The organism is Cellulomonas triticagri, from assembly GCF_003696205.1.
Classification (GTDB): domain Bacteria; phylum Actinomycetota; class Actinomycetes; order Actinomycetales; family Cellulomonadaceae; genus Cellulomonas; species Cellulomonas triticagri.
Map to the genome: position 1 here is coordinate 18564 of NZ_RFFI01000008.1, position 21655 is coordinate 40218.

Annotated in this window: 26 protein-coding genes; 9 read left to right on the top strand and 17 right to left on the bottom strand. The window is 74.7% G+C overall.

All coding sequences use genetic code 11. From position 1 onward, the window contains the following. Positions 1–53: 53 nt before the first annotated feature. The 5 genes from EBM89_RS02530 (at position 54) to EBM89_RS02550 (ending at position 2278) form a co-directional block, all read left to right on the top strand. Positions 54–794: a hypothetical protein gene (locus EBM89_RS02530; RefSeq protein WP_122147890.1), complete on the top strand. Its 741-nt coding sequence runs from the start codon at positions 54–56 to the stop codon at positions 792–794. Between the two features lie 48 nt (positions 795–842). After that, positions 843–1256, top strand: a complete 414-nt coding sequence (locus EBM89_RS02535; protein WP_122147891.1) for a hypothetical protein — start codon at positions 843–845, stop codon at positions 1254–1256. Positions 1257–1336: 80 nt separating this feature from the next. Next, the gene (locus tag EBM89_RS02540) at positions 1337–1645 is read left to right on the top strand and encodes a carboxymuconolactone decarboxylase family protein (RefSeq protein ID WP_233571492.1); all 309 of its coding nucleotides are present in this window, start codon (positions 1337–1339) and stop codon (positions 1643–1645) included. Further along, positions 1645–2043 (top strand): (R)-mandelonitrile lyase, encoded by a 399-nt coding sequence (locus tag EBM89_RS02545; RefSeq protein ID WP_122147893.1) that lies wholly within the window; start codon positions 1645–1647, stop codon positions 2041–2043. The genes EBM89_RS02540 and EBM89_RS02545 overlap by 1 nt, the downstream gene beginning before the upstream one ends. Before the next feature lie 40 nt (positions 2044–2083). Beyond that, complete coding sequence (locus tag EBM89_RS02550; RefSeq protein ID WP_122147894.1) at positions 2084–2278, top strand: hypothetical protein; 195 nt, start codon at positions 2084–2086, stop codon at positions 2276–2278. Positions 2279–2343: 65 nt separating this feature from the next. Here the strand turns inward: EBM89_RS02550 and EBM89_RS02555 are convergent, their stop codons facing one another. The 12 genes from EBM89_RS02555 to EBM89_RS02610 form a co-directional block, all read right to left on the bottom strand. Continuing rightward, the gene (locus EBM89_RS02555) at positions 2344–3231 is read right to left on the bottom strand and encodes a hypothetical protein (RefSeq protein WP_122147895.1); all 888 of its coding nucleotides are present in this window, start codon (positions 3229–3231) and stop codon (positions 2344–2346) included. Further along, positions 3228–4010: a hypothetical protein gene (locus tag EBM89_RS02560; RefSeq protein WP_122147896.1), complete on the bottom strand. Its 783-nt coding sequence runs from the start codon at positions 4008–4010 to the stop codon at positions 3228–3230. The genes EBM89_RS02555 and EBM89_RS02560 overlap by 4 nt, the downstream gene beginning before the upstream one ends. Next, a complete protein-coding gene (locus EBM89_RS02565) occupies positions 4007–4936 on the bottom strand; it encodes an ABC transporter ATP-binding protein (RefSeq protein WP_158609449.1) in 930 nt (309 codons plus the stop codon). Before EBM89_RS02565 ends, EBM89_RS02560 begins: the two co-directional genes overlap by 4 nt. Beyond that, the gene (locus EBM89_RS02570; protein WP_122147898.1) at positions 4929–5567 is read right to left on the bottom strand and encodes an ATP-binding cassette domain-containing protein; all 639 of its coding nucleotides are present in this window, start codon (positions 5565–5567) and stop codon (positions 4929–4931) included. Before EBM89_RS02570 ends, EBM89_RS02565 begins: the two co-directional genes overlap by 8 nt. Continuing rightward, on the bottom strand, positions 5564–7132 hold the full coding sequence (locus EBM89_RS20990) for a hypothetical protein (protein ID WP_158609451.1): 1569 nt from the start codon (positions 7130–7132) through the stop codon (positions 5564–5566). The genes EBM89_RS02570 and EBM89_RS20990 overlap by 4 nt, the downstream gene beginning before the upstream one ends. After that, complete coding sequence (locus EBM89_RS02580; RefSeq protein WP_122147899.1) at positions 7129–7512, bottom strand: hypothetical protein; 384 nt, start codon at positions 7510–7512, stop codon at positions 7129–7131. Before EBM89_RS02580 ends, EBM89_RS20990 begins: the two co-directional genes overlap by 4 nt. Positions 7513–7525: 13 nt before the next feature. Continuing rightward, positions 7526–8089, bottom strand: coding sequence for a hypothetical protein (locus tag EBM89_RS02585; RefSeq protein ID WP_147463425.1), 564 nt, complete (start codon positions 8087–8089; stop codon positions 7526–7528). A gap of 14 nt (positions 8090–8103) precedes the next feature. Then, positions 8104–8733: a stage II sporulation protein M gene (locus EBM89_RS02590; protein ID WP_122147901.1), complete on the bottom strand. Its 630-nt coding sequence runs from the start codon at positions 8731–8733 to the stop codon at positions 8104–8106. 67 nt (positions 8734–8800) lie between these two features. Beyond that, a complete protein-coding gene (locus tag EBM89_RS02595) occupies positions 8801–9091 on the bottom strand; it encodes a hypothetical protein (protein ID WP_122147902.1) in 291 nt (96 codons plus the stop codon). A 139-nt stretch (positions 9092–9230) separates the two neighbouring features. Further along, on the bottom strand, positions 9231–9533 hold the full coding sequence (locus tag EBM89_RS02600; RefSeq protein ID WP_122147903.1) for a LysR family transcriptional regulator: 303 nt from the start codon (positions 9531–9533) through the stop codon (positions 9231–9233). Positions 9534–9849: 316 nt separating this feature from the next. Next, the gene (locus EBM89_RS02605) at positions 9850–11844 is read right to left on the bottom strand and encodes a S1 family peptidase (protein WP_147463426.1); all 1995 of its coding nucleotides are present in this window, start codon (positions 11842–11844) and stop codon (positions 9850–9852) included. 231 nt (positions 11845–12075) lie between these two features. Then, on the bottom strand, positions 12076–12804 hold the full coding sequence (locus EBM89_RS02610; RefSeq protein ID WP_122147905.1) for a hypothetical protein: 729 nt from the start codon (positions 12802–12804) through the stop codon (positions 12076–12078). A gap of 255 nt (positions 12805–13059) precedes the next feature. On the opposite strand from EBM89_RS02610, the gene EBM89_RS02615 reads away from it, so the two are divergent. Continuing rightward, positions 13060–13323, top strand: a complete 264-nt coding sequence (locus tag EBM89_RS02615; protein ID WP_122147906.1) for a hypothetical protein — start codon at positions 13060–13062, stop codon at positions 13321–13323. A gap of 272 nt (positions 13324–13595) precedes the next feature. Next, positions 13596–15167: an alpha/beta fold hydrolase gene (locus tag EBM89_RS02620; protein ID WP_122147907.1), complete on the top strand. Its 1572-nt coding sequence runs from the start codon at positions 13596–13598 to the stop codon at positions 15165–15167. A gap of 53 nt (positions 15168–15220) precedes the next feature. Here the strand turns inward: EBM89_RS02620 and EBM89_RS02625 are convergent, their stop codons facing one another. The 5 genes from EBM89_RS02625 to EBM89_RS02645 all read right to left on the bottom strand — a co-directional run bounded on the left by EBM89_RS02625 (position 15221) and on the right by EBM89_RS02645 (position 19891). Continuing rightward, complete coding sequence (locus EBM89_RS02625; protein ID WP_122147908.1) at positions 15221–16162, bottom strand: siderophore-interacting protein; 942 nt, start codon at positions 16160–16162, stop codon at positions 15221–15223. Positions 16163–16262: 100 nt separating this feature from the next. Then, positions 16263–17408, bottom strand: coding sequence for a VIT1/CCC1 transporter family protein (locus EBM89_RS02630; RefSeq protein ID WP_122147909.1), 1146 nt, complete (start codon positions 17406–17408; stop codon positions 16263–16265). A gap of 100 nt (positions 17409–17508) precedes the next feature. After that, positions 17509–17874: a hypothetical protein gene (locus EBM89_RS02635; RefSeq protein WP_122147910.1), complete on the bottom strand. Its 366-nt coding sequence runs from the start codon at positions 17872–17874 to the stop codon at positions 17509–17511. Between the two features lie 62 nt (positions 17875–17936). Then, positions 17937–18950, bottom strand: coding sequence for a TIGR03557 family F420-dependent LLM class oxidoreductase (locus EBM89_RS02640; protein ID WP_122147933.1), 1014 nt, complete (start codon positions 18948–18950; stop codon positions 17937–17939). Between the two features lie 74 nt (positions 18951–19024). Continuing rightward, on the bottom strand, positions 19025–19891 hold the full coding sequence (locus EBM89_RS02645) for an SDR family oxidoreductase (protein WP_122147911.1): 867 nt from the start codon (positions 19889–19891) through the stop codon (positions 19025–19027). Between the two features lie 125 nt (positions 19892–20016). Here EBM89_RS02645 and EBM89_RS02650 point away from each other — a divergent pair, with 125 nt between their 5' ends. Next, positions 20017–20418 carry a winged helix-turn-helix transcriptional regulator gene (locus tag EBM89_RS02650; RefSeq protein WP_122147912.1) on the top strand — a complete coding sequence of 134 codons (402 nt, stop codon included), beginning with the start codon at positions 20017–20019 and terminating at the stop codon, positions 20416–20418. A 112-nt stretch (positions 20419–20530) separates the two neighbouring features. Then, positions 20531–21457 (top strand): FKBP-type peptidyl-prolyl cis-trans isomerase, encoded by a 927-nt coding sequence (locus tag EBM89_RS02655; RefSeq protein WP_122147913.1) that lies wholly within the window; start codon positions 20531–20533, stop codon positions 21455–21457. Positions 21458–21655: the final 198 nt, after the last annotated feature.

The window sequence follows — 21655 nt, forward strand, 5'->3', positions numbered from 1 at the left end:
TCCTGTGAATCGGAACGGGAAGAACTACCCCGCCTTCGGGAAGGAGCCTACCGGTGCTGCTGCCCCTCAACCCGACCAGACCCGCAGACGGCGACACGCTCAGCCAGTACCTGAGTGCTGAACGCCTGCGCCCCTACCTGGTCGCCACTCACGGACGCACCTCCGACGCGCTCGACCTCTCCAGGTGGAACATCGCCGCCTCCTCCGCCGTGTACGAGTCGCTCCACGTGGTCGAGGTGGTGCTGCGCAACACGATCGACGCGCGCCTGCGTGAGTGGAACAGAGTCCCCGACCGGCGTGACCCTGGCACCCGGCACGGCCCGGACTGGACGCTGGATCCGTGCCGCACCCTTCGCGGACTGCTCGGGAAGGACCTCCCCGGGGCGTGCGCCCGTGCGCGAAAGGCCGTCGCGATGTCGAGTCGACCTCGACGGGACGTCACGCACGGGGACGTCGTCGCCCACCTCACTCTCGGCACCTGGCGGTACCTGCTCCCGGCGCGGACGATCCGCAAGAGCCCGAGCAAGGCGACCCTCTGGCGCCAGGCACTCGGTGCCGGGTTCCCCCACATCGCCGGTGACCACCGCCAGCTCGTGGACGACGTCGCGACGACACACCTCCTGCGCAACCGGGTGGCGCACCTCGAACCCCTCATCCGTCAGGGCGTCATCGAGGACGGCAGCGACGCCATGCGGCGCGTGGTCGAGTCGATCCACCCTGACCTGGGCGCCTGGCACGTCGACCAGTCGCGGATCGCCCAGGTGCTCGCGGACAGGCCCGCGCTGTCGCCGTGACCGCTCCCTCTGAGCCGGGCCACGCGCGGGCCGCGTAGCGTGCCGACCATGACCACCCCCGAGCGCCTGGTGACCCGCATCGCCCTCGACGGCGAGGCGCACGCGGGCGACCGGTGGCAGGTGTCGATCTCCGCCGTGCTGGCGCTGGAGACCGCCGACGGGCGCCGGGTCACCCTGCTGGACGACCGCGGGTGGTCGACCAGCGGTCCGGTCGACATGTGGACCTGGACGACCCCTGCCGACCTGGCCGACACCGCGCGCACCGTCGTGGGGCCGGACGAGCCCATCCACGGTGAGTCGTACGAGGGGATGGCCGCGTCGCACTGGGGCGCGCTCGCGTCCGTCGCCGGGGCGCAGGGGATCGCCGTCACCCCGGACGTGCTCGTCGCCCTGCCGCACGACGTCGAGATGGCACCGGAGATCCGGGAGCGGCTGCACGGCCGTGCCGCTGAGGGGTCCTGACAGGGCCTGCCTCCCGGGCAGCCGTGCGCCGGGCGCGTGCCTGCCGTCGAGGGGTCGATCCCCTCCCCGAAGGAGCACCCGTGTCCACCGAATCCCCGATGCAGCGCCTGGTGGGCGACCTCGCCCCCGCGTTCGTGCACCTCACCGACGACGTCCTGTTCGGCGAAGTCTGGGCCCGCCCGGACCTCTCGCCCCGCGACCGGTCCCTCGTCACCATCAGCAGCCTGGTCAGCGCCGGGAACACCGAGCAGCTGCGCGCCCACATCCCGATGGGCCTGGACAACGGCCTGACCCGCGAGGAGATCGTCGAGGCCATCACCCACGTGGCGTTCTACGCCGGATGGCCGCGCGCCGTCTCCGCCCTCACCATCGCGAAGGAGGTGCTCTGATGCAGATCGACCCGACGCCCGCGACCGTGAAGAACCCGCCGGAGCAGTTCACGGGGGACGTGTGGGTGGACATGGTGGCGGTCCCTCACGCCGAGGGTCAGCGGATGTCCGTCGCGACCGTCCGGTTCGCCCCCGGTGCGCGGACCGCGTGGCACTCGCACGCGCGCGGTCAGTACCTGCGGGTCACCCAGGGCGTCGCGCTGGTCGGCGGACGGGACGGCACGGTGCACGAGGTCCGGCCCGGGCAGACGCTCTACACCGCCCCCGGGGAGGAGCACTGGCACGGGGCCACGCCCGACTGCTGGATGGAGCACCTCGCGATGCTGGAGAGCGCCGACGACCCGGCGACCACGACCACGTGGCTGGAGCACGTCACGGACGAGGAGTACCGGGGCTGACGGTGCGGGCGCCTCGCGCGGCCCGTGCGAGGCTGGTGCCGTGACCCAGCCGACCCGCCTGCCCCCGGAGGACCGACCCGCCGTCATCCGCATCGTCACCGCGCTGGTCGTCGGCGGTGCGCTGACGCTCGCGGGCATGGTCGTCGGCAACCCGGTGCTGACGATCATCGGGGTCGGGGTGCTGTTCGTGTGCGCGAACGTGACGCGGATCTGGTACCTGCGCCGGCGACGCTGACCAGGCAGGGACGTGGGCTGACCGCCTCAGATCCCCCGGGTCGTTCCACGAGCTGCCCGAGATCATCATTCCCCGGCGGCCGCGACCAGCTCCTCGAGCTCGGCACGGTGCTCGGCGACGAACTGCTCCTCCAGCGCGCGCTCCACCTCGGCCCGCACCGCCGTGAGCCCGGAGTCCTCCTGGCACGTACGGTCGGCCGTGGCGATCGCGATCTCGCGGCTGACGAGCTCGGCCGGGATCCCGGCGCCGACGTCGAGGGCCTCGACCTCCGCGTACAGCCCCGACATCGCCTCGTCCGGCGAACCGACGTCGTGGCCGACGTCCAGCATGCACACGGACCACTGCCGCGTCGCCTCCAGGACCTTCGCGTCAGCGCCGACCCCGTCGTACAACGGGATCAGCTCTGCCTGGATCGCCAGGTAGGTCGGGTCCTCGAGGACCCCGCCCCCGTACACCTCGCGCTGCGCGGTGCCGACGCATCCGCTGACCTCCGTCGATCCTCCGTCCCCGTAGAGCGCCACCTCCCACTCCGCGCGGCCGGCCTCGGACAGCGCGGCGACGAGGTCGGCGTTGGGGTCCTTGGGTTCGTCGCCGCCAGTGAGCTCGGTGAGCGTGGTGATCCCGTAGCCGTACTGCTCCGCGAACGCCGCGGAACCCCACTCGGGCAGCTCCCCGCCGACGGCCTCACCGGCTGTCTGCGGGGTGCGGGGCACGTAGTCGAACCCCTGCTCCGCCATGCACGCGGCGACCGCCTCCTGCATGGCGCGCTGCTGGTCGGCGAGCGCCACGGGGTCGGTGCTGTCACCGAACACCTGGGCGAGGTACTCGGTGAGGGGACCGTCCCGCTCCGGGTCGGGGGTCGCCGAACCCGACGCCGCCCCAGGTGCGCAGCCGACCAGCAGGCTCGCTGCGAGCACGAACGTGGTCGCGCCGACGGCGCGGGCCCGGGTCACGCGAGATCCGTCGGGACGAGGTCGGCACGCCGGAACACCACGTGACCGGCCGCGGCGACGGCGAGCACGAAGGCGCCGAAGACGACCGCCCCCGGTTGCCACGCGGCCGCCGAGTCGAGCACCGCGCCCGACGTGGTCGCGTCCCCGCGCACCAGGTCCGTCCCCGACGAGAACGGCAGCCGCGCCGCCAGGACCCGGAGCACCTCGGGTCCGAACGCAGCGGACGTCCGGATGATCGGCTCGACGGCGTACGCCACGACCACCGGCACCGCGACGGCGGCGAGGGGGTTGCGGATCGCCGAGCCCGATCCGGCTCCGACGCACGCCCACCCGACGGCGAGGGCGACCGTCCCGAGCGCCGCAGGAAGCACCACCCCCGGCGCGAGGGGCCCGGCGACGGCGGTCACGACGGCGACGCAGACCACCGTGCAGGCGAGCGCGACCCCTGCCGACGACACGACGGCCACCAGCAGCCGCGCCATCCACGCCCGCCCACGGCCTCGGGCGCGCAGCACCCCGGCGAGGACGGTGCCCCTGCGGACGTCGCCCCCGACCACCGCGACCGCGAGCACGGCCGAGACGACCGGGATGGCGACGTTGGTCCGCAGGAGCACGAGCAGCAGCCCGTCCTGGCTCAGGTCCGCGCCGGGCACGGCGGCGAGCGCCAGCGTGAGCAGCGCCGCCCCGGCCGCGGAGACCACGACGGCCGACGACGCGACGACGCGGACGAACCGGAGGGACCAGAGGGTCTGCCACGCGAACCCCACCGATGCGGTCATGTGCGTGTCCTCTCGACAGAACCGGGAGCCGGGACGCCGCCCGACAGGAAGACGTCCTCGAGCGTCGGCCGCCGCGGTCGCAGCTCGAGCACGAGCACGCCGGCATCGCGCGCGCACTCGGCGACAGCGCGCTGCGACACCCCTGAGACGACCACACCGGTCGCGGTCGATCGGGAGGCGATCCCCGCCGCCGCGAGCGCGGCCTCGAGCCGTCCCTGGTCGTCCGTGACCACGTCGATGTCCTGCGCCCCGGCGCGCGCGACGTACCCGGCGAGGTCCTGGTGGGCGACGACGCCCCCGCCTTCCAGCACCAGGACCCGGTCCGCGATGCGCTCGGCCTCGGCGAGCACGTGCGAGGCGACCAGCACCGTGCCCCCGCGGTCGGCGTGCCGACGCACGAGGTCCTTGACCCGGCGCACGGCCGCGACCTCGAGACCGTTGATCGGCTCGTCCAGCACCAGCACCGACGGGTCGGCGATCCAGGTGGCCGCCAGTGCCACGCCGCGCTTCATCCCCGTCGAGAAGCCCGTCGGCCGACGGTCCAGCAGCGGCCCGACGCCGAAGAGCTCCGCGACCTGCGCGACCCTGACCGCGGCGTCGGGCATGCCGTGCGCGAGCAGCCGCAGGTGCGACCGCACCGTCCGCCCCGGGTGCACCTGCGGAGTACCGAGGTCGACACCCAGGACCCGGTGCGGCTCGGGGTGGTCGACGAGCGGCCGGCCCGCCAGGCGCACCTCCCCCTCCCCTCGGACCAGCCCTGCCAGGCGGCGGACGAGCGTGGACTTCCCGGCGCCGTTGTGCCCGAGCAGGACCGTGACGGTCCCCGGCTCGAGGACGAAGGTCGCATCTCGCAGGACGCTGCGACCGTCGTAGGACTTCCCGACCGCGGTGGCCTCGACCCGGACCGGTGCCAGACGCTCACCCACGGTGCCCCGCCGTCTCCAGGTCGACCACGGCTTCGACCGGCAGACCCGCCGGGGGCTGGTGGGCGACGACGACGACCGCCCGGTCCTCCGCCCAGCGGACGATCTCGTCCACGACGACGTCGACCGCTCCCAGGTCGAGTGCGTTGAACGGCTCGTCCAGCACCACCAGCTCGAAGTCACCTGCGGTGCAGAAGAGGTACCAGAGCTTCTTGGCCGTGCCCGACGACAGCGTTCCCGCGTTCTCGTCGAGCCACGGGCCCAACCCGAGCCGCTCGGCCCGCCGGACCTGCACGTCGAGGTCACCGCCGGGCGCCCGGGCGGACAGCACCAGGTGGTCACGGACCGTCATGAGACCGAAGAGCGCAGGTGCCGTCCGGCAGATGCGGCGGCGGCTGCGCACCGAGCCCGAGTCCGGTGCGGCACCGCCCACCTGGACCGTGCCCTGCCACGGACGCAGGTAGCCGCTGATCAGCTCGACCAGCGTCGACTTGCCCGAGCCGTTCGGTCCGACGACCCCGGTGACGCCGCGCGCCGCGATCGTCAACGAGGCGGACCGCAGCGCGGGCTTGCCCTCGATCCACCCGGCGGTCACCTGGTCGAGCCGGACCGCGAGCGGCTCCCCGTCGCTCATGCGACCGCGACCACCGGGATGTTCCGTGACCGGATCTCGAAGCACAGCAGACCTCCTCCAGCTAGCACGACGACGTAGACGACGGAAACCCAGGCCCACACGCCACCCGCGACGGCGGCGACGAGCGCGGGCGCGACGAGCGCGATCCCCACCACAGCCGTGGCGGTGCTGCCCGTGCGCTCGCCCTCGTCGCGTGTGGGACGGGCGAACAGGGACTCGGCGAGGTGGTCCGCGAGAGCCACCACCACGGCGATCGACACGATCTCGGGGTGCGCGCGGCCGGTGATCGCACCGGCCGCCAGCGCGAGCGCGGCACCGAACGCCGCGCACTGGACCACCGCACCCGCGACGTGGGCGGCCCAGGTCACGGCCACGGGGCTGCCCAGCTCACGCAGGGTGCGGTAGTGCCACAGCCTGGCGCCGTGCCCCGCGACCACCACGGTGCCTGCCGTGACGAGGCCGGCGACGGTCGCCGACGTGAGGGCGACCGCCGAGCGGACCACCGCGTCCAGCGCGACCCCGCGGATCTCGACGCCCATGGCGACCGGCCCTGCCGCGAGCCTGACCCCGACGGCGACCGCGGTGGCGGCGAGCACGAGGCGGAACAGGGCCAGGACCGCAGGCTGCGGCGTCATCGACCCGGTTCCCCAGGCCACCGTCCCGAACCAGGTCGGCCGGCGCCATCGACGTCCCAGGGTGAACCTCGCGGCGACGATCGCCGGCGCGTCGATCCCGAGCAGCGGGACGTCCTCGGCGGGTCGCCGGATCGCGACGACCGTCACGACCGCGGCGAGCACGACGCCGCTGAGCACGAGCACCAGCGCCGCCGCCCGCAGCCCCACGACGTCGGCAGCCGCCAGCGCGTCCGCGACCGCGTCCGCGCGCACCCCGGTCGCGATCCGGACCAGAGGCGGCAGCACGGCACCGCCCGCGAGACCGAGCACGACGACGTACAGCTCCCAGACGCCCACGGGGGCGCGTCGCACGCGCGAGCGGGTGGCGGCGCGCATCGCCACGAGGTGGCACGCTCCCTCGGCCGCGACCACCAGGCCGAGCACGAGGAGCGCGGCGGCCGCGGCGGCGACGCTGCCGGTGCTCGTCAACGCGCCCGCGGTCCCCAGGACGAGGCCGCCGGACACCAGGGCGCGAGGCAGCTGCTCGGTCCCTCGCTCGGCCAGGACGACCTGGCGCAGCGGGAGGTCCATCGCGAGCCACAGCCCACGCACCGGTGACGCGGGCACCGCGTACCGCACCCGCGAGAAGGTCTCCCGCAGCAGGGAGCCCGTCCCTCCGTAGGCGACGAGCCCGGCCAGGAGCAGCACGGCGGACCACCCCAGCGCCTCGCGCGCTCCGGGCACCAGGACCCCGGCGGCGGTCACCACCGCGGACACGACGGCGAACGCGAGACCGGCCGTGGCCGCGGCGGCGCAGGCCGACAGGGCGAGCGCCCCCGTCAGGAACACCCGCACCCGGATGCGCAGCGAGAAGGTGGTCAGGAACCGGACGGCCCACAGGTCGACGGCGGTCCCCAGCCCCCGGCCCCGACGTGGCTCGGGCGTGGTCACAGGCGTGACACCGGACGGTTCTGCGCGACGTCGTAGTGCACGATGCAGGCACCGATCGCCATCAGCACGCACACACCGGCGACGGCCCAGGCGATCACCTGACCGGGCCCGCCCAGCGTGCCCGGACCCGCAGCGGCCGCGACCGCCCAGGCGGAGACCAGGTAGGTCGGCCACGTCAGGCCGATGGGGAGCCGCGGGACGGCGGCTGCGACCCCGAGCAGCACGGTGCCGGCGCCCGTGCCGACGACGAGCAGCGTGCCGTAGCGAGCGGCATCCAGGTCCGCCGTGGCGAACGCGAGCACCAGCACCGCGACCAGCAGGAGGGCGCAGGCGCCCGCGACCGGCCGCGAGAACCGGCGGTAGAAGGTCGTCAACGTCATCGCAGGGAGCCCCTCACAGCACGAACGTCAGCATCAGCGCGGTCCCGACCGCGATCGCCGCCCTCGCGGGCAGGCCCCACCGGGCGCCGTCGCGGGCCAGGGCGGTGGCCGCCGTCGCGACCACGAGCGCGAGCGGCACGAGGACCTCGACCCGACCTCCCGCGGCGGGCAGCAGCAGGGCGGTCCCCTGAGCCAGCACGAGCACACCGCCGACCACCAGGAACGTCAGCGAGAGCGGACGACCTGCCACGACCAGCCGTCCCGCGGCGGCCGTCCGCCGCTCGACCGCGATGGCACCGGCCACCACGAGCACCTGGAGCGCCAGCGCCAGCACCAGCGCCGTCACGGTGCCGATGGTCACGGCGAGCTCCGCCTGCTCGAGGCCGTCGAGGTCGACGCCGCTGTCGCCCCGGGCGAGCCGGGCTGCCACGTCGTCGCTCACCTGCGGGACGCGCGCCGCCGTGAGGGCGCTGACGACCAGGAGGAGCAGGCCCCAGGTGCGTCCGGTGGCACGCCGACGCGGCGCGGTCGTCTGCGTGGCAGCGACGTCGACCGGGTCCGAGGTGCGGACGGTCATGGTCTTCTCTCCGATCACGACGGGTGGGTCCAGACGATCAGCGCCGCCTCGACCACGGCCCCGACGACGACGAGCAGCATCCCCGTGAGGAGCAGACCCAGCGAGGTGCGGAGCGCGACGGCGAACGGTGGCCGGGGACGACCTCGGAAGAGCGACCCGACGAGGACCACGACCGGGTAGAGCCCGCCGGCCGCGGCCAGCAGCAGGCCGCCGAACTCGAGCAGGACGTAGGGGAGCACCCGGGCGACGACCTCCTGCGCGCCGATCTCGGCGATCACGGCGTGCGCGGTCGCACCGACCCAGGCGCTCGTCGTCAGCAGCGCGGCGATCGTCCCGAGGCCCCACGTCATCGCGCCGGTGAACGCCAGCAGCACGGCGCCGAGGTTCTGCCCCAGGATGGTCAGCACCGTCGACGGCAGCGTGCCGGGTCCGGGGACGACACCACCCTGCCCGGGGTCCGGCGCGTAGGCGCCGTACCCGGCGGCGGCGCCGATCCCGGCGATCGCCAGCGCCAGCACGGCGGCCACGGTGACGTCGGCCCCGCGGGCACCGCCGAGCACCAGCCCACGCAGCGCCGCGCCGCGCGGGGAGCGGGGTGCGAGGTCCGGTGCGAGGCGCGCGACCTCGACGGCTGGACCGGTCATGGACCCTCCTCGTGCTCGGGGCGGGACGGTCGGCGGACGCTCGTACGGGCGGCCGCCGACCGCGCGGTCACGCGATGAACGCCTTGCGGGCGGCGGCCTTGCCGAGCGTGGCCACGAATCCCCGGATCGCGGCGTAGATCGCCGCCGAGGTGCCGGCGGAGAACGCCGCGAGCGCGATCGAGAAGGCCCAGCCGCCGACCTCGAACGCGTTCCACAGCGTCGCGGCGGTCGCCGTCGACAGCGCGAAGGTTCCGGTGACCCACATCATGGCGACGCCCCCGAGGGTCAGACCCATGAGGGTCGCGACAGCCGCGGCGGCGATGGTGGTCGTCTTCGACCGGGAAGTGGTCTCGAGCATGGACGTGCTCCTTCTGTGATGGGTGAACGAGAGCCGTGCTGCGGCGGCTGCTCGTCCCGGAACCCGGGTACCCGGCCAGGACGACCCCCGCACCGCGATGCTCGTCGGGACGGCGACTGCTCCGCGAGGATCCTGCGGATCACGCACGGACGGTTGCGGATGTCGCAGTCTCGACGTGCCCCGGACGTGCGGTACCGGGATCTCCGACGATCGCGGCGACGGTCCCGAGGGCCTCGTGCGCGAGCGGCAGGATCGCCTCGCCGCGATCCGTCAGGCGCATCCCGGCGCGCTCTCGCTCGAACACGGCGCCGCCGACGGATCGCTCGAACGCCGTGAGGTGGCGGCTGACCGCCGACTCCGAGTAGCCGAGCTCGACGGCGGCGTCCCGGATGCTGCCGAGCTCCCCCACCGCCACGAACGCCCGCAGGCCGTTCAGGTTCACGCCTCATCCCCCCTGGATGGTCGCCGGACGTACAGGTGACGTGACCTCGGAGCGACGGCACAGGGCTCGCCGGGTCGGTCGTCCGACCGCTCGCCTGAGCACGCTGTCGCAGGTCACGACCTCGTCCGAGGCTAGCAGCGGCAGTCATCGAGGTCAGCAAGACTGTCAAGTCGGGCCCTGACGCCTGCAGGATGCGCAGGCGAGCGCTTTCCTCCCGGAGCCGGGAGCTCTGTGCGACGACGACCCCCGCACACGCGCGAGAGCCGGGGCCCGCCCCACGGTGCGGACCCCGGCTCTGCGTCGTGACGCCGCTGGGTCAGGCGATGGTCCGCACCCCCGCGACCGGGGTGCGGCGGGCGCGGATGACCGTGTGCGCCCCGATGCCGACGAGCATCGCGGCCACCAGCACGATCAGCGCGGCGGAGACGCCGGTCTGCGCGAGCACCCCGTCGTCCCCGCCACCGGGGGCCGCAGCCGCGGCGACGTCGTCACCGACCACCGCGGCGTCCGCGGCGACGGTGAACGTCACGGGCTGGCCGAAGTCGCTGTCGACGCTCGCGAGGGACTGGTTCGCGGTGAACCGGTGGTCGCGGGCCTCCAGCGCCTCGGGCAGCTCGATCGTCCACGTCCCGTCGACCACGTCGGCGTGCAGCAGCGGGCCGTGCCCGGTGTCCAGGCCGACCCGCGCGCCGTCGAGCCCCGTGCCGGACACGGTGGTCGGCGCGGTCGCCGGGGTGAACGAGCCCCCGTCGACGGGGTCGGTGATCGCCGGGGCGACCGGGACGACCTCGAAGGTGCTGGTCGACGGCTCGCCCGGGGTTCCGGTGATCTGCTGCACGGTCACGGTGTAGCGGCCGTAGGACAGGTCGACCTCGTGCTCCCAGGTGCCGTCCTCCGCGACCTCGACCACGGCCTCGACGTCACCGGTGAGCGCGACGTCCTCGCCCGCGGCACCGACCCCGGCGAGGCGCTGCACGCTGGTCAGCACCCGCTCGCCGTCACCCGGGGAGGTGAGGGCGGTGACGGGCAGGACCTCGTACTCCAGCACCGTCGGCGCGGAGGCGGAGTACCCGGAGCGCGCGACCAGCGTGTAGCTGATCGGACCGAGGACCTCGGTCGCGGGGAACGACCACGTGCCCGCGGCGCCGACCGGGACCTCGAAGGGCTCCCCGACCGACGGCTCGACCGCCAGGGTCGTCCCGGCACCGGCGGTGCCGGAGATCGTGGCACCGGGGGCGACGACCGATCCGGTGGCCGGGCCGGTGAGCACGGGCGCGGCGACCTGGACCGCGACGGAGTACCCGCCGGTCACCGCCAGCGCGGCCTGCAGGTCGGCCGCGAACATGACGGGGGCCCCGCCTGCCGTACCACCGCCGGAGACCACGCCGACCGCGGTGCTGCCCTGGAGGACCGCGCCGCCGGAGTCGCCCGGAGCGCCGGGCACATCGGTCCAGAACCCGTAGACCGTCCGGCCGTCGACGCTCGCGTAGCCGATCGAGTCCACGGTGCCGGAGGTGAACCCGGTGGTGCGGCCGGACTTCACCACGCTCGCGCCCGGGCGCGCGGTGCCGACCGCGGTGACCGGTCGCGTCGACGCCGACAGGTCACCGGTGGTGGTCCAGTCGGTGACGACCGGCAGCAGGTCCAGGTCCGTGTTCGTCACGTCGATCACCGACACGTCGGTGCTGGCGGCGTCCGCCTGACCCTCGGTGTTGCCAGGGCCTCCGAACTGGGAGAACCCGAACGCGCCGAGCTCGGCGAGACCCGCGATGTCGTCGTTGCCGGTCGCACCGCCGCCTGCGGGGTCGCCCGCGGGGACGGTCAGCACCGCGTCGGCGTACGAGCCGTCATCCGTGCAGTGCCCGGCGGAGACGACCGCGGGAGCCCCGTCCGGGGTGAACCCGGCGAAGCCGATCGAGCACAGACCGAGATCGTCGCTGGACCCACTCATCGCCGCGTACCCCGCGCCACCGACGACGTCGGTGACGGACAGCGCGCTCAGCGGCGCGTCCAGCAACCGGACCTCGACGTTGCGGTGGTCCTCCACGAACTCCTCGGCGACGTCCTCCAGCGCGTCGACCGGGTCGGTCGTCGTCAGGACCACGGTGCCCGCGGCGTCGACCGTGACCGCCTCGACACCCTCCAGCGCCAGCAGCTCGCTCGCCTGCGCCTCGAACTCGGCGCCCGAGGTCGGCGCGACCTCCGCGGCGTCGTCAGCGTGCGCCGCGCCACCGGCGAAGCCGGTCAGCCCCGCGAGCACCATCGATCCTGCGACCGCGCACGCCGCGCGGACCTTCCACCCTGCTGTCATGACACTCCGATCCAGCGTTCCCCCGGACACGGCGCACCGCCCGTCCCTGAGGTCGCGACGCGGGCAGCGCAGAACACCCCGACGCTGGCAGCCGCCTCGGCCACTCACCGCGGCTCCGGGCAGCACCTAGGTGCCTCGGCGGGCTGACCCCATCGGCGGGCGGGGCCGCGGCCTGCGTGACGAGGGCCGGGCCGACCGCGAGGTCGACCCGGCCCTCGTCGGGGAGCGGGGTCAGGTGCGAGCCAGCGGCACCGAGATCCGCTCGTTCACGGCCAGGTCGTGCTCGAGGTCGCCGTCCGCACTCCTCGGGGTGAACGTGAGGTCGAGGTCGAGCACGTCGATCTCGCCCAGCGGGAAGTTCATCCCCTCGGTGAACGACTCCCCCGGACCGAGCACGTAGATGTTGTCCTCGTGGTACTCCTTGACCGCGTCGGGCGACAGGCCCAGCTCGCGGAACCCCTCGTTGGTGTCGTACCCGAGGTTGCGGCCGTCCGCCGTGGGCCGGACGTTCACCATGCTCGCCCCCAGCCGCACCGGCTCGTCCCCGGTGTTCGTCACGGTCCAGGACAGGTAGACCACCGGGGCGCCCTCGGCCAGCGCCTGCGTGCCGTCGGAGAAGTACTGGTCCCGCGTCCCGGGAAAGCGCCCCGAGTCGTTGATGCGGACGCTCAGCGACGCGAGCTGGACCGTCGCGAGCTCCTCACCGACGTTCTGGGCCGGATGCGCCCACGGGGCGGTCACCAGGCCCTCGGTCGATCCGACGACGCCGGCTCCGGCGTCGTCGACCTCGGTGACGGCGACGGTCTCGGTGTCCTCGTCGGTGCCGGTCTCCGGGGTCGGCTCGACAGCAGCAGCCGTCGGCTCGGCCGGCTCCGGGTCGCTGCTCGTGCACGCGGCGAGGGTCACGGCGGGCGCGGCGCTCAGCGCGAGGGCCGACCACGGCCCCGGGGTGTGCTTCATCGACTGCGTCCTCTCCCAGCGGTGGTGCGCCACGGCAGGGCCGCCATCACCGGGCCCCGGGCGCCGTGGCAGCATCGGGCGCACAGCCGCAGGACAGGGGGCTCCTGAACACCACCTACCCAGAACCCGGCGTCAGACGGCACCCCGGCTCGCTCCCACCCCCCGCCCGGGATCTGGGTGGTGTCCCCGGTGCGACGCTGGGCCGGGGCGGACCGGAGTCGACCGGTCGCCGGGAGGCAGCGAGGGGTGAGTGGGATGGATCTGAGCGACCCCCGGACCGTGGGCACGGCACCGACGGTCGACGACGACGGCGAGGCGCGGCGGTGGCGCCTGGCGAGGCAGACAGCGACCCGGGTGGTGTGCTCCCACGCCCACGACGCCGCGGACGCCCGCGACCTGCTGGAGCTGCTCGGCCTCGCCCCCTCCGAGGACGACGGCGAGAGCACGGACGCCGCCCCCGAGCAGGACGGCGGGCCCAACAAGCGCCCTCGGGCCGCCCTCCAGGCCAGCACCCCGTGAACGCCACGGCCTCTGGTCCACCCCGCGCGTCCCCACGAGGTGCCACCGCAGGGTCGTGAGCGACCCGGCCTCCCCCGCGAGAGACGCGGAGAGCGCGGCGCTCTCCGCGAGCGCCTACCCGGTGGTGCGGACCCGGTACCTGCGCCGACGGCGCTGACCCGGCGGAGGCGCGCGGGTGCCGCTTCGTCGGGCACGTTCTCCGGGCCTGGTGTCGGATGGATGGCGACCGGACCACCGACCCGTGGCCACCGCCGGCCGCTCGAAGGAGCCCCATGTCGTCCCGCACCCCGCGCCGCGCCGCCGCGGTCGCCGCCGCGGGCGTGCTGCTCGCGCTGGCCGCGTGCAGCCCGTCGTCGCCTCCCGAGTCGCCCGACCCCGGGGAGCCGACCCCCGCCGCGCTCGACCGGTTCTACGACCAGGAGCTGACCTTCGGCGCGTGCGCGGAGTACGCGACCACCGCGATCGAGGTCCAGGCGCTGTCCGCCGACCCCACGCACGAGTGCGCGCGCCTGGAGGTGCCGCTCGACTACGACGCCCCCGACGGCGAGGTCGCGTCGATCGCGCTGATGCGCGTGCCCGCCCGCGGCGAGGCGATCGGGTCCCTGGTGCTGAACACGGGCGGCCCCGGGGGCTCGGGGCTGTCGGCGGCGTCGACCACGGCGGCGGCGCTCGCGCAGAGCCCGATGACCGAGCGGTTCGACCTGGTCGGCTTCGACCCGCGCGGCGTGGGCGCGTCGGCCCCGGCCGTCGACTGCTACTCCGACGCGCAGGCGGACGAGGGGAGCGTGCCGACCACGGCGATCGGGACCACGGTGCGCTGGACCCAGGAGGACACCCGCGACCTGGCCGAGGGCTGCGCGGAGGGCTCGGGCGGCGAGGAGGTGCTGGCGCACCTCGGCACCCGGGACGCCGCCCGCGACATGGACGTGCTCCGCGAGGTGCTCGGCGACGAGCAGCTGACGTTCCTCGGCCAGTCCTACGGGACGCGGCTCGGCGCCGTGTACGCGGAGATGTTCCCCGAGGCCGTGCGGGCGATGGTCCTGGACGGGGCGGTCGACCCGCGGCACGACCAGGCCGAGCGGCGGGTGGCGAGCTTCGTCGCGTTCCAGCGGGCGTTCGACCAGATGGCGGCGTTCTGCGCGCAGCAGCCCGGGTGCCCCCTCGGCACCGACCCGGCGGGGGCCACCGCGGCGTTCCAGGAGATCGTCCGCCCGCTGCTCGACGCCCCGGTGCCGACCGAGATCGGTCCCGGCCTCGACTTCGACGCCGCCGTCGACGGGGTGCTCGCGGGACTGTACGACTCGCAGGCGTGGCCGGTCATCATCGAAGGGATCACGGAGGTCCAGCAGGGTCGCGGCGACCTCCTGCAGACGATCAGCCACGTGTACGCGGGCCGGGACGAGGACGGCCGCTGGCCGAACTTCCCCGAGGCCAACCTCGCGATCAACTGCGTCGACGAGGAGCGGATGACGCCCCAGGAGACCGCCGAGCTGCGCGCCGCCGTGGTCGAGGCGGCCCCGTTCATCGACCCGGGCGTCGACCTGACCGAAGGCGCGCGGGACGCGTGCGAGGCGTGGCCCGCGGAGCCGACGCTCGGCTTCCCGTACGCGCAGGGCCTCGAGGACGTCCCGCCGACGCTGGTCGTCTCGATCACCGGCGACACCACCACGCCCTACGAGAGCGGCGCGCACCTCGCGGAGCAGATCGGCGGCACCGTGCTGACCGTCGAGGGCGAGCAGCACACCGTCGTGATGAGCGGCGCGAGCCCGTGCGTGGACGAGATCGCGTCCGCGTACCTCGTCGACCTCACGGTCCCGGCGCCCGACGCGCGGTGCACCCTGTAGCCGGGTGCTCGCCAGGGCTGCCGGGTGTCGCGGTCGGAGGGACCGACCGCGGCTCAGGCCCCCTCGGCCCGCCCCTCGCGCCAGTACCCCATGAACGCCACGGCCTTCCGGTCCACCCCGCACGTCCCCACGAGGTGCCGCCGCAGGGTCTTGATCGACCCGGCCTCCCCCGCGAGCCAGGCGTAGAGCGCGGCGCTCTGCGCGAGCGCCTGCCCGGTGCTGTGGTCGACGGGGACCTCCCAGAGGATCCCGGTCTCGATGTCGACGTCCTCGACGTCCATCCCCTCGGGCCGCGCGACCTCGTGCGGCATGAGCCGGTGGCACGCGGCCTGCACGGCGGGGACGAGCTGGGACCCGTGGGCGGCGCCGTCGCGGGGCAGCCACCGGACGGTGACCCCGGCGGGGGCGTCGAGCGGGAGCATGTCGCCGGTGACGGGGACCTCGATGAGGGCCTCGCCGCGGGCGTCGCGGGGCAGGCGCTCGAGGATGCCCGCGATGGCGGGGGCGGCGGTCTCGTCGCCGGCGAGCAGGAGCCGGTCGGCGTGGGCCGGCGGGACGAAGTCGATGCCCCCGGCGGGGCCGTCGTGCTCGCGGTTGGGCCCGAGGATGACGAGGGGGTCGCCGACGACGGCGTTGCTGGCCCAGCGGGACGCGGGGCCGACCTCGCCGTGCAGGACGATGTCGACGTCGAGCTCGCGGACGTCGTGGCGGGCGGTGCGCGCCGTGTAGGTGCGCAGCGGGTGGCGGAGCTCGTCCGGGAGGTCGCGCCACTCGAGGTACCAGTTGTCACCGCTCGGGACGGTCTCGTAGCCGCAGGGCAACGGCATGAGCAGCTTGATGCGCTGGTCGTAGCCGTTGTCGGCGAACTGGTCGAGGTCGTCACCGGTGAACGTGAACCGCCGGAACGACGGGCTCAGCTGCTCGATCCGGGCGACGCGCACGTCGAAGAACCGGAACGGCGTGGTGACGGCCGGTGCGGCGGTGGACGTCGTCATGCTCGCCACGGTACATCGGAGGCAAGGCTTACCTCACCCCCCGATGGGGTATTTCACACCGTTCGTCCCGCCGCACCTCCGGCGTCCGGACAGCCGAACATCACGCGACGCTGGTGCCGAACGCCAGTCCGAGCAGGTACGTCGCCGCCGCGGCACCGAGGCCGATGCCGAGCTGGCGCAGCGCCCGCCGGGCGGGCGAGGAGCCGGACAGCACGCCGACGGTCGCACCCGTGCCGAGCAGCGCGACACCCACGAGACCGGTCGCGACGCCGACGGCGAGCCAGTCCTCCAGGCCGAACAGGTAGGGCAGCACGGGGATGATCGCGCCCCCGGCGAAGAAGCAGAAGCTCGCCGCCGCCGCCCCGACCGCGGTCCCGACGGTCTCGTGCTCGTCGACCTCCGCGACGTCGTCCTCCGCACCCGCCACGTCCGCGCCGTCCGCCGCCACCCCCAGGTCGGACGCGGGCACCGTCGCGCCGAGCAGCGCGGCCCGCGCGAGCACGTCCTGCGCCCGCCGGGCGGCGTCGTCCTCGGCCATGCCCCGCGCCCGGTAGACGAGCGCGAGCTCGTTCGCGTCGAGGTCGAGGTGCGGCAGAGCCTCGCGGGCGTGCGCGCTGGGCCGCGAGGCCTCCAGCAGCTCGCGCTGGGAGCGCACGGACACGTACTCCCCCGCCCCCATGGACAGGGCCCCGGCGAGCAGGCCGGCGAGCCCGGTGAGCAGGACGGTCGAGTGGGCGACGCCGCTGGCGCCGATGCCGAGCACCAGCGCCAGGTTGCTGACCAGGCCGTCGTTGGCGCCGAACACCGCGGCGCGGAACGTCCCGGAGATCCGGTTGCGGCCGCGGATCGCGAGGCTGCGCACGACCTCCTCGTGGATGCGCTCGTCCGCCGCCATGGTCGGGGTGGCGTCGACGTCCTCGGCGTAGGCGGACCGTGCCTCGGCGCGCTGCGCGAGCGCGAGGACGAACACGCCGCCGAACCGGCGGGCGAGCCAGCCGAGACCGCGGGAGCGGATGTCGCCGCGCAGCGGGCGGCCGACCCGGCCGCCGAGCAGGTCGAGCCAGTGCTGCTCGTGCCGCTTCTCGGCGTCGGCGAGGGCGAGCAGGATCGCCCGCTCCTCGCCGGTGCGACGCGAGGCGAGGTCACGGTAGGCGGCGGCCTCGGCACGCTCGTCGGCGAGGTAGCGGCGCCACCGCCGGACCTGGCGGGCGGTGGGCGTCGGCGTCGGGGCGGGTTCGGGGGGCACGGCCCCATGGTCCGCCGCCCGGCCGCGGCCCGTCACGCGCCCCACGCCGGTTCGCCGACCCGAATCCTGCCGTCCGCCCGCCCGGTGCGCGCGGTGCCGCTCAATCCTCCCAGGGCGGTGCGTCGTCGAGCTTCGCGTAGTACTTCGCGAGGTGGCTGCGGGCGCGGTCGGCGTCCTTCGCGGGGATGTCGATCCCGCCGCGCGAGCCCTGCAGGACGGCGGCGGCCGCGAACACCCCGCGCGGCACGGCGACCAGCCTCCCGTCCACCACGTCGGCGATCAGCAGCTTGTACGCGGTGAGGTTCTGCTTCGCGTCGGCGTCGTACCAGACGTGCGCGTCCCGGTATCGCTCGTTGGGCTCCTCCTCGACCCCGGCCCACGCGCGGACCCGCCGCTCGGCGGCGGCTCCGTCCCACGCGCGGTCCCGGTCGGCCAGGGGCAGGTCCTGGAACGCGGTCACGGCCATGGTGCTCCTCCCTCAACCTCGACGTTGCGCAGACGCAGGGTTGCGCAACCTTCACGTTCCTCTCAGGACGACGGCGCGGCCGACCGGAGCTTCTCGAGCAGCGGCTCCGCCACCTCGTCGAGGAACTGCTGCTGCGCCGCGTCCCCGACCTGCACCAGCGCGATGTCCGTGAACCCCGCCTCCCAGTACGCGGACACCGCCGTGACGATCGCATCCAGGTCAGGCCCGCACGGGATGGTCGCGGCGACGTCGTCGGGCCGGGTGAACTGGCTCGCGGCGGCGAACGCCTCGGTGGTCGGCAGGTCGGCGTTGACGTGCCAGCCGCCGGCGAACCAGCGGAACTGCTCGTGCGCCCGCTGCTTCGCGACCTCCGGGTCGGGGTCCCAGGAGATCGGGATCTGGCCGATCTTCCGCGACGGGACGAGCGCGTCCCCGGAGCCGGACTCGGCGGCAGCCGCCCGGCGGGCCTCATCCCAGCCCCGGATGAGGTCGGACTTCGGCTCGGTGGCGACGAGGTGGTCGACCAGCGGCGCGAACCGGGAGATCGACTGGCCGCCGGAGACGGCGACGGCGATCTCGACCGGGTCCTCCGGCAGGTCCCACAGCCGGGCGGAGTCGACGCGGAAGTGCTGGCCGTCGTAGGTGAGCCGGTCGCCGTCCAGCAGGGAGGCGATGATCTCGATCGCCTCCTCGAGCATGTCGTGCCGCTCGCCGACGGCGGGCCAGCGCTCGCCGACCACGTGCTCGTTGAGGTTCTCGCCCGCGCCGAGGCCGAGCGTGAACCGCCCGTCGGACAGCACGCCGAGGGTCGCGGCCTTCTGGGCGACGACGGCCGGGTGGTAGCGGATGATCGGCGCCGTCACGTAGGTCATGAGGTCGACGCGGGACGTGGCGTGCGCGACCGCGCCGAGCAGCGTCCAGGCGTAGGGGGCGTGGCCCTGCTCGTCGATCCAGGGGAAGGCGTGGTCGGACGAGACGAGGAAGTCGAAGCCGCGCTGCTCGGCGCCAACGGCGTACTCCACGAGCTGCTTGGGCCCGGACTGCTCGGTCATCAGGGTGTAGCCGAATCGCGTCATGCCCTCGACGATCCCCCCGAGCGCGCCGTCCCGCACCCCGGTCCGCCCCCGGTCGGGGCGGCCCGGCCGGCAGGTCAGGACGCGGGCGTCAGCGCCGCGCGCAGCGCGGGCACGAGCGGCGTCGTCGGCCGCCCGATGAGCCGGGACAGAGTGCCGTCGGCCCCGGCGAGCAGGTCGTCGCGGGTGTTCTCCGCGAGCGCGACGACGAACCCGGCGGTGCCCTCGTCCAGCCCGGCGGCGAGCAGGGCGGCGCGCTGCTCGTCGGAGGTGACGGCCCGGTAGGTCACGGGGCGGCCGAGCACCTCGGCGGCGGCGGCGGCGAGGTCGGCGAAGCCCCACGCCTCGTCACCGGCGAGCTCGTAGGTCGCGTCGTCGTGGCCCTCGGTGCGGAGCACCACGGCGGCGGCCGCGGCGAAGTCGTCGCGGGGCGCGGAGGCGACCCGGCCCTCGCCGTAGGCGCCGACGATCTCGCCGGACTCGGCGGCGCCCTGGACGTCGCCGAGGTAGTTCTCGGTGTACCAGCCGTTGCGCAGGATCGTGTAGGTCAGCCCGGACGCGCGCAGCACCTCCTCGGTGGCCTTGTGCTCGGGCGCGAGGACCAGCGGCGTGGTGTCGGCGTGCGGCGCGGAGGTGTAGACGAGTCGACCGACGCCCACGGCCTTGGCGGCCTCGATGGCGGCGGTGTGCTGGGCGACCCGCTGCCCGACCTCGCTGCCGGAGACCAGCAGCACGACGTCGGCGCCGTCGAAGGCAGCCGTCAGCGACGCCGGGTCGGTGAAGTCGACGGCGGCGACGCGCACGCCCCGCTCGGCGAGGTCGGCGAGGCGCTCGGTGCGGCGGCCCGCGGCGACGACCTGGTCGGCGGGGACGCCGTCGGCCAGCAGGTGCTCGACGACGAGGCGGCCGAGGTGGCCGGTGGCACCGGTGACGACGATCGACATGGGGACTCCTTCGGTGGTGGTGCGTGCGCGGCCGGGCACCTGACGCGTCCGGCACCACCAGCCAACCCCGGATCCGCCAGCGCCCTTCCCGATCGCGGGTACCCACTTTCGCGTAAGGTACTGGCATGAGCGTAAGCATCGAGGTCAGCCCCGCACACGCGCCGGAATCCGCGTCGGTGCTGTCCGGCCTGCTCACCGGCGGGGTGCTCCCGGCGGCGTGCCCGAGCCGGGTCGTCCTCGACCACGTCACCAGCAAGTGGGGCGTCCTCGTGCTGGTCGCCCTGTCCGAGCGCACGCTGCGCTGGGGCGAGCTGCGCCGCCTCGTCGAGGGCATCAGCGAGAAGATGCTCGCCTCCACGCTGCGCACCCTGGAGGCCGACGGCCTGGTGCTGCGCGAGGCCACCCCGTCCATCCCGCCGCGCGTGGACTACTCGCTGACCCCGCTGGGCCGCGAGCTCGCCGACCACCTGCTGCCGCTGATGGGCTGGATCACCCGGCACGCGGACGCGATCGTGGCGCGCGGCTGACCCGTCCGGGCACAGCACCCGCACGGTCCGCGCACACCGCGCCCGGGCCCCGCCCAGGCTCGGCGCCTACCATGGCGGCCGGATCAGCCGCCCCCGAACGAAGGACGAGCACGTGCGCCGTACGGCCGCAGCCACCCTCCTCGCCGCCTCGCTGGTGCTGCTCAGCGCCTGCAGCGACGACACCTCCGCCGACCCGTCGGCCTCCGCCTCCCCGTCCGCGAGCGCCGCGACGGCGAGCGCCGAGGACGTCGCGGCCCTCGAGGCGGTGACCGTCACGGGCGAGCCCGGCGCGGAGCCGACCCTCGACTTCGAGCAGCCGTTCTCGGTGTCCGCGGACGTCGCGCGCGTCGCCGAGCCCGGTGACGGCGAGACCGTCGAGGAGGGGCACCAGGTGATGCTCAACATCGTCGCGGTGCTCGGCTCGGACGGCTCCAGCCAGGGCGGCACCTACGGCGCGACGCCGCAGGCGTACGTCGCAGAGCCGGGCAACGTCCCGGACGCGCTGCTGGACGTCCTCGTCGGCGCCCAGGTCGGCGCCCGCCTGCTCTACGCCAGCCCCGCGCAGGACGACACCGTGCTCATGGCCGTCGAGATCATGAGCACCGAGGCCATCCCGACGCGGGCCGAGGGCACCGCCGTCACCGACATCCCCGAGGGCCTGCCCACGGTCACCCTCGCCGAGGACGGCGCGCCGTCCATCGAGACCGTCGACGCCGAGCCGCCCACCGAGCTCGTCGCCCAGCCGCTGATCCAGGGCGCGGGCGCGCCGGTCGAGTCCGGCCAGACCCTCACCGTGCAGTACAGCGGCTGGCTCTGGGACGGCACCCCGTTCGACTCCTCCTGGGAGCGCGGGGCGTCCACCAGCTTCCCGCTGGGCAACGTCATCCAGGGCTGGCAGCAGGGCCTCGTCGGGCAGACCGTCGGCAGCCAGGTGCTGCTGGTCGTCCCGCCGGACCTGGGCTACGGCGACGAGGACACCTCCTCGATCCCGGGTGGGTCCACGCTGATCTTCGTCGTGGACATCCTGTCGGCGTCCTGACCAGCGCCTGACGGCGCCCCGCCGTCCCCCACGACGACCCCCGGCCGCACCTCGCGGCCGGGGGTCGTCCGCTGCCGCGGGGGATGCCGCCCGGAAGGTCCGCCGCCGCTCGCCCGGCGGCGGGGCCGATCCCGGGGCCGGAAGCCCTCCCGCGGGCCGTCGCACCCGGATAGCCTGGCTCTCCCGGCACGAACCAGG

Excerpts from the sequence above, each read along its gene's own strand:
- EBM89_RS02535 (WP_122147891.1), top strand. The coding sequence starts at position 843 with ATGACCACCCCCGAGCGCCTGGTGACCCGCATCGCCCTCGACGGCGAG.
- EBM89_RS02545 (WP_122147893.1), top strand. The coding sequence starts at position 1,645 with ATGCAGATCGACCCGACGCCCGCGACCGTGAAGAACCCGCCGGAGCAG.
- EBM89_RS02560 (WP_122147896.1), bottom strand. The coding sequence starts at position 4,010 with ATGACCGCATCGGTGGGGTTCGCGTGGCAGACCCTCTGGTCCCTCCGG.
- EBM89_RS02570 (WP_122147898.1), bottom strand. The coding sequence starts at position 5,567 with ATGAGCGACGGGGAGCCGCTCGCGGTCCGGCTCGACCAGGTGACCGCC.
- EBM89_RS02580 (WP_122147899.1), bottom strand. The coding sequence starts at position 7,512 with ATGACGTTGACGACCTTCTACCGCCGGTTCTCGCGGCCGGTCGCGGGC.
- EBM89_RS02585 (WP_147463425.1), bottom strand. The coding sequence starts at position 8,089 with ATGACCGTCCGCACCTCGGACCCGGTCGACGTCGCTGCCACGCAGACG.
- EBM89_RS02590 (WP_122147901.1), bottom strand. The coding sequence starts at position 8,733 with ATGACCGGTCCAGCCGTCGAGGTCGCGCGCCTCGCACCGGACCTCGCA.
- EBM89_RS02595 (WP_122147902.1), bottom strand. The coding sequence starts at position 9,091 with ATGCTCGAGACCACTTCCCGGTCGAAGACGACCACCATCGCCGCCGCG.
- EBM89_RS02605 (WP_147463426.1), bottom strand. The coding sequence starts at position 11,844 with ATGACAGCAGGGTGGAAGGTCCGCGCGGCGTGCGCGGTCGCAGGATCG.
- EBM89_RS02610 (WP_122147905.1), bottom strand. The coding sequence starts at position 12,804 with ATGAAGCACACCCCGGGGCCGTGGTCGGCCCTCGCGCTGAGCGCCGCG.
- EBM89_RS02615 (WP_122147906.1), top strand. The coding sequence starts at position 13,060 with ATGGATCTGAGCGACCCCCGGACCGTGGGCACGGCACCGACGGTCGAC.
- EBM89_RS02620 (WP_122147907.1), top strand. The coding sequence starts at position 13,596 with ATGTCGTCCCGCACCCCGCGCCGCGCCGCCGCGGTCGCCGCCGCGGGC.
- EBM89_RS02625 (WP_122147908.1), bottom strand. The coding sequence starts at position 16,162 with ATGACGACGTCCACCGCCGCACCGGCCGTCACCACGCCGTTCCGGTTC.
- EBM89_RS02635 (WP_122147910.1), bottom strand. The coding sequence starts at position 17,874 with ATGGCCGTGACCGCGTTCCAGGACCTGCCCCTGGCCGACCGGGACCGC.
- EBM89_RS02640 (WP_122147933.1), bottom strand. The coding sequence starts at position 18,950 with ATGACGCGATTCGGCTACACCCTGATGACCGAGCAGTCCGGGCCCAAG.
- EBM89_RS02645 (WP_122147911.1), bottom strand. The coding sequence starts at position 19,891 with ATGTCGATCGTCGTCACCGGTGCCACCGGCCACCTCGGCCGCCTCGTC.
- EBM89_RS02650 (WP_122147912.1), top strand. The coding sequence starts at position 20,017 with ATGAGCGTAAGCATCGAGGTCAGCCCCGCACACGCGCCGGAATCCGCG.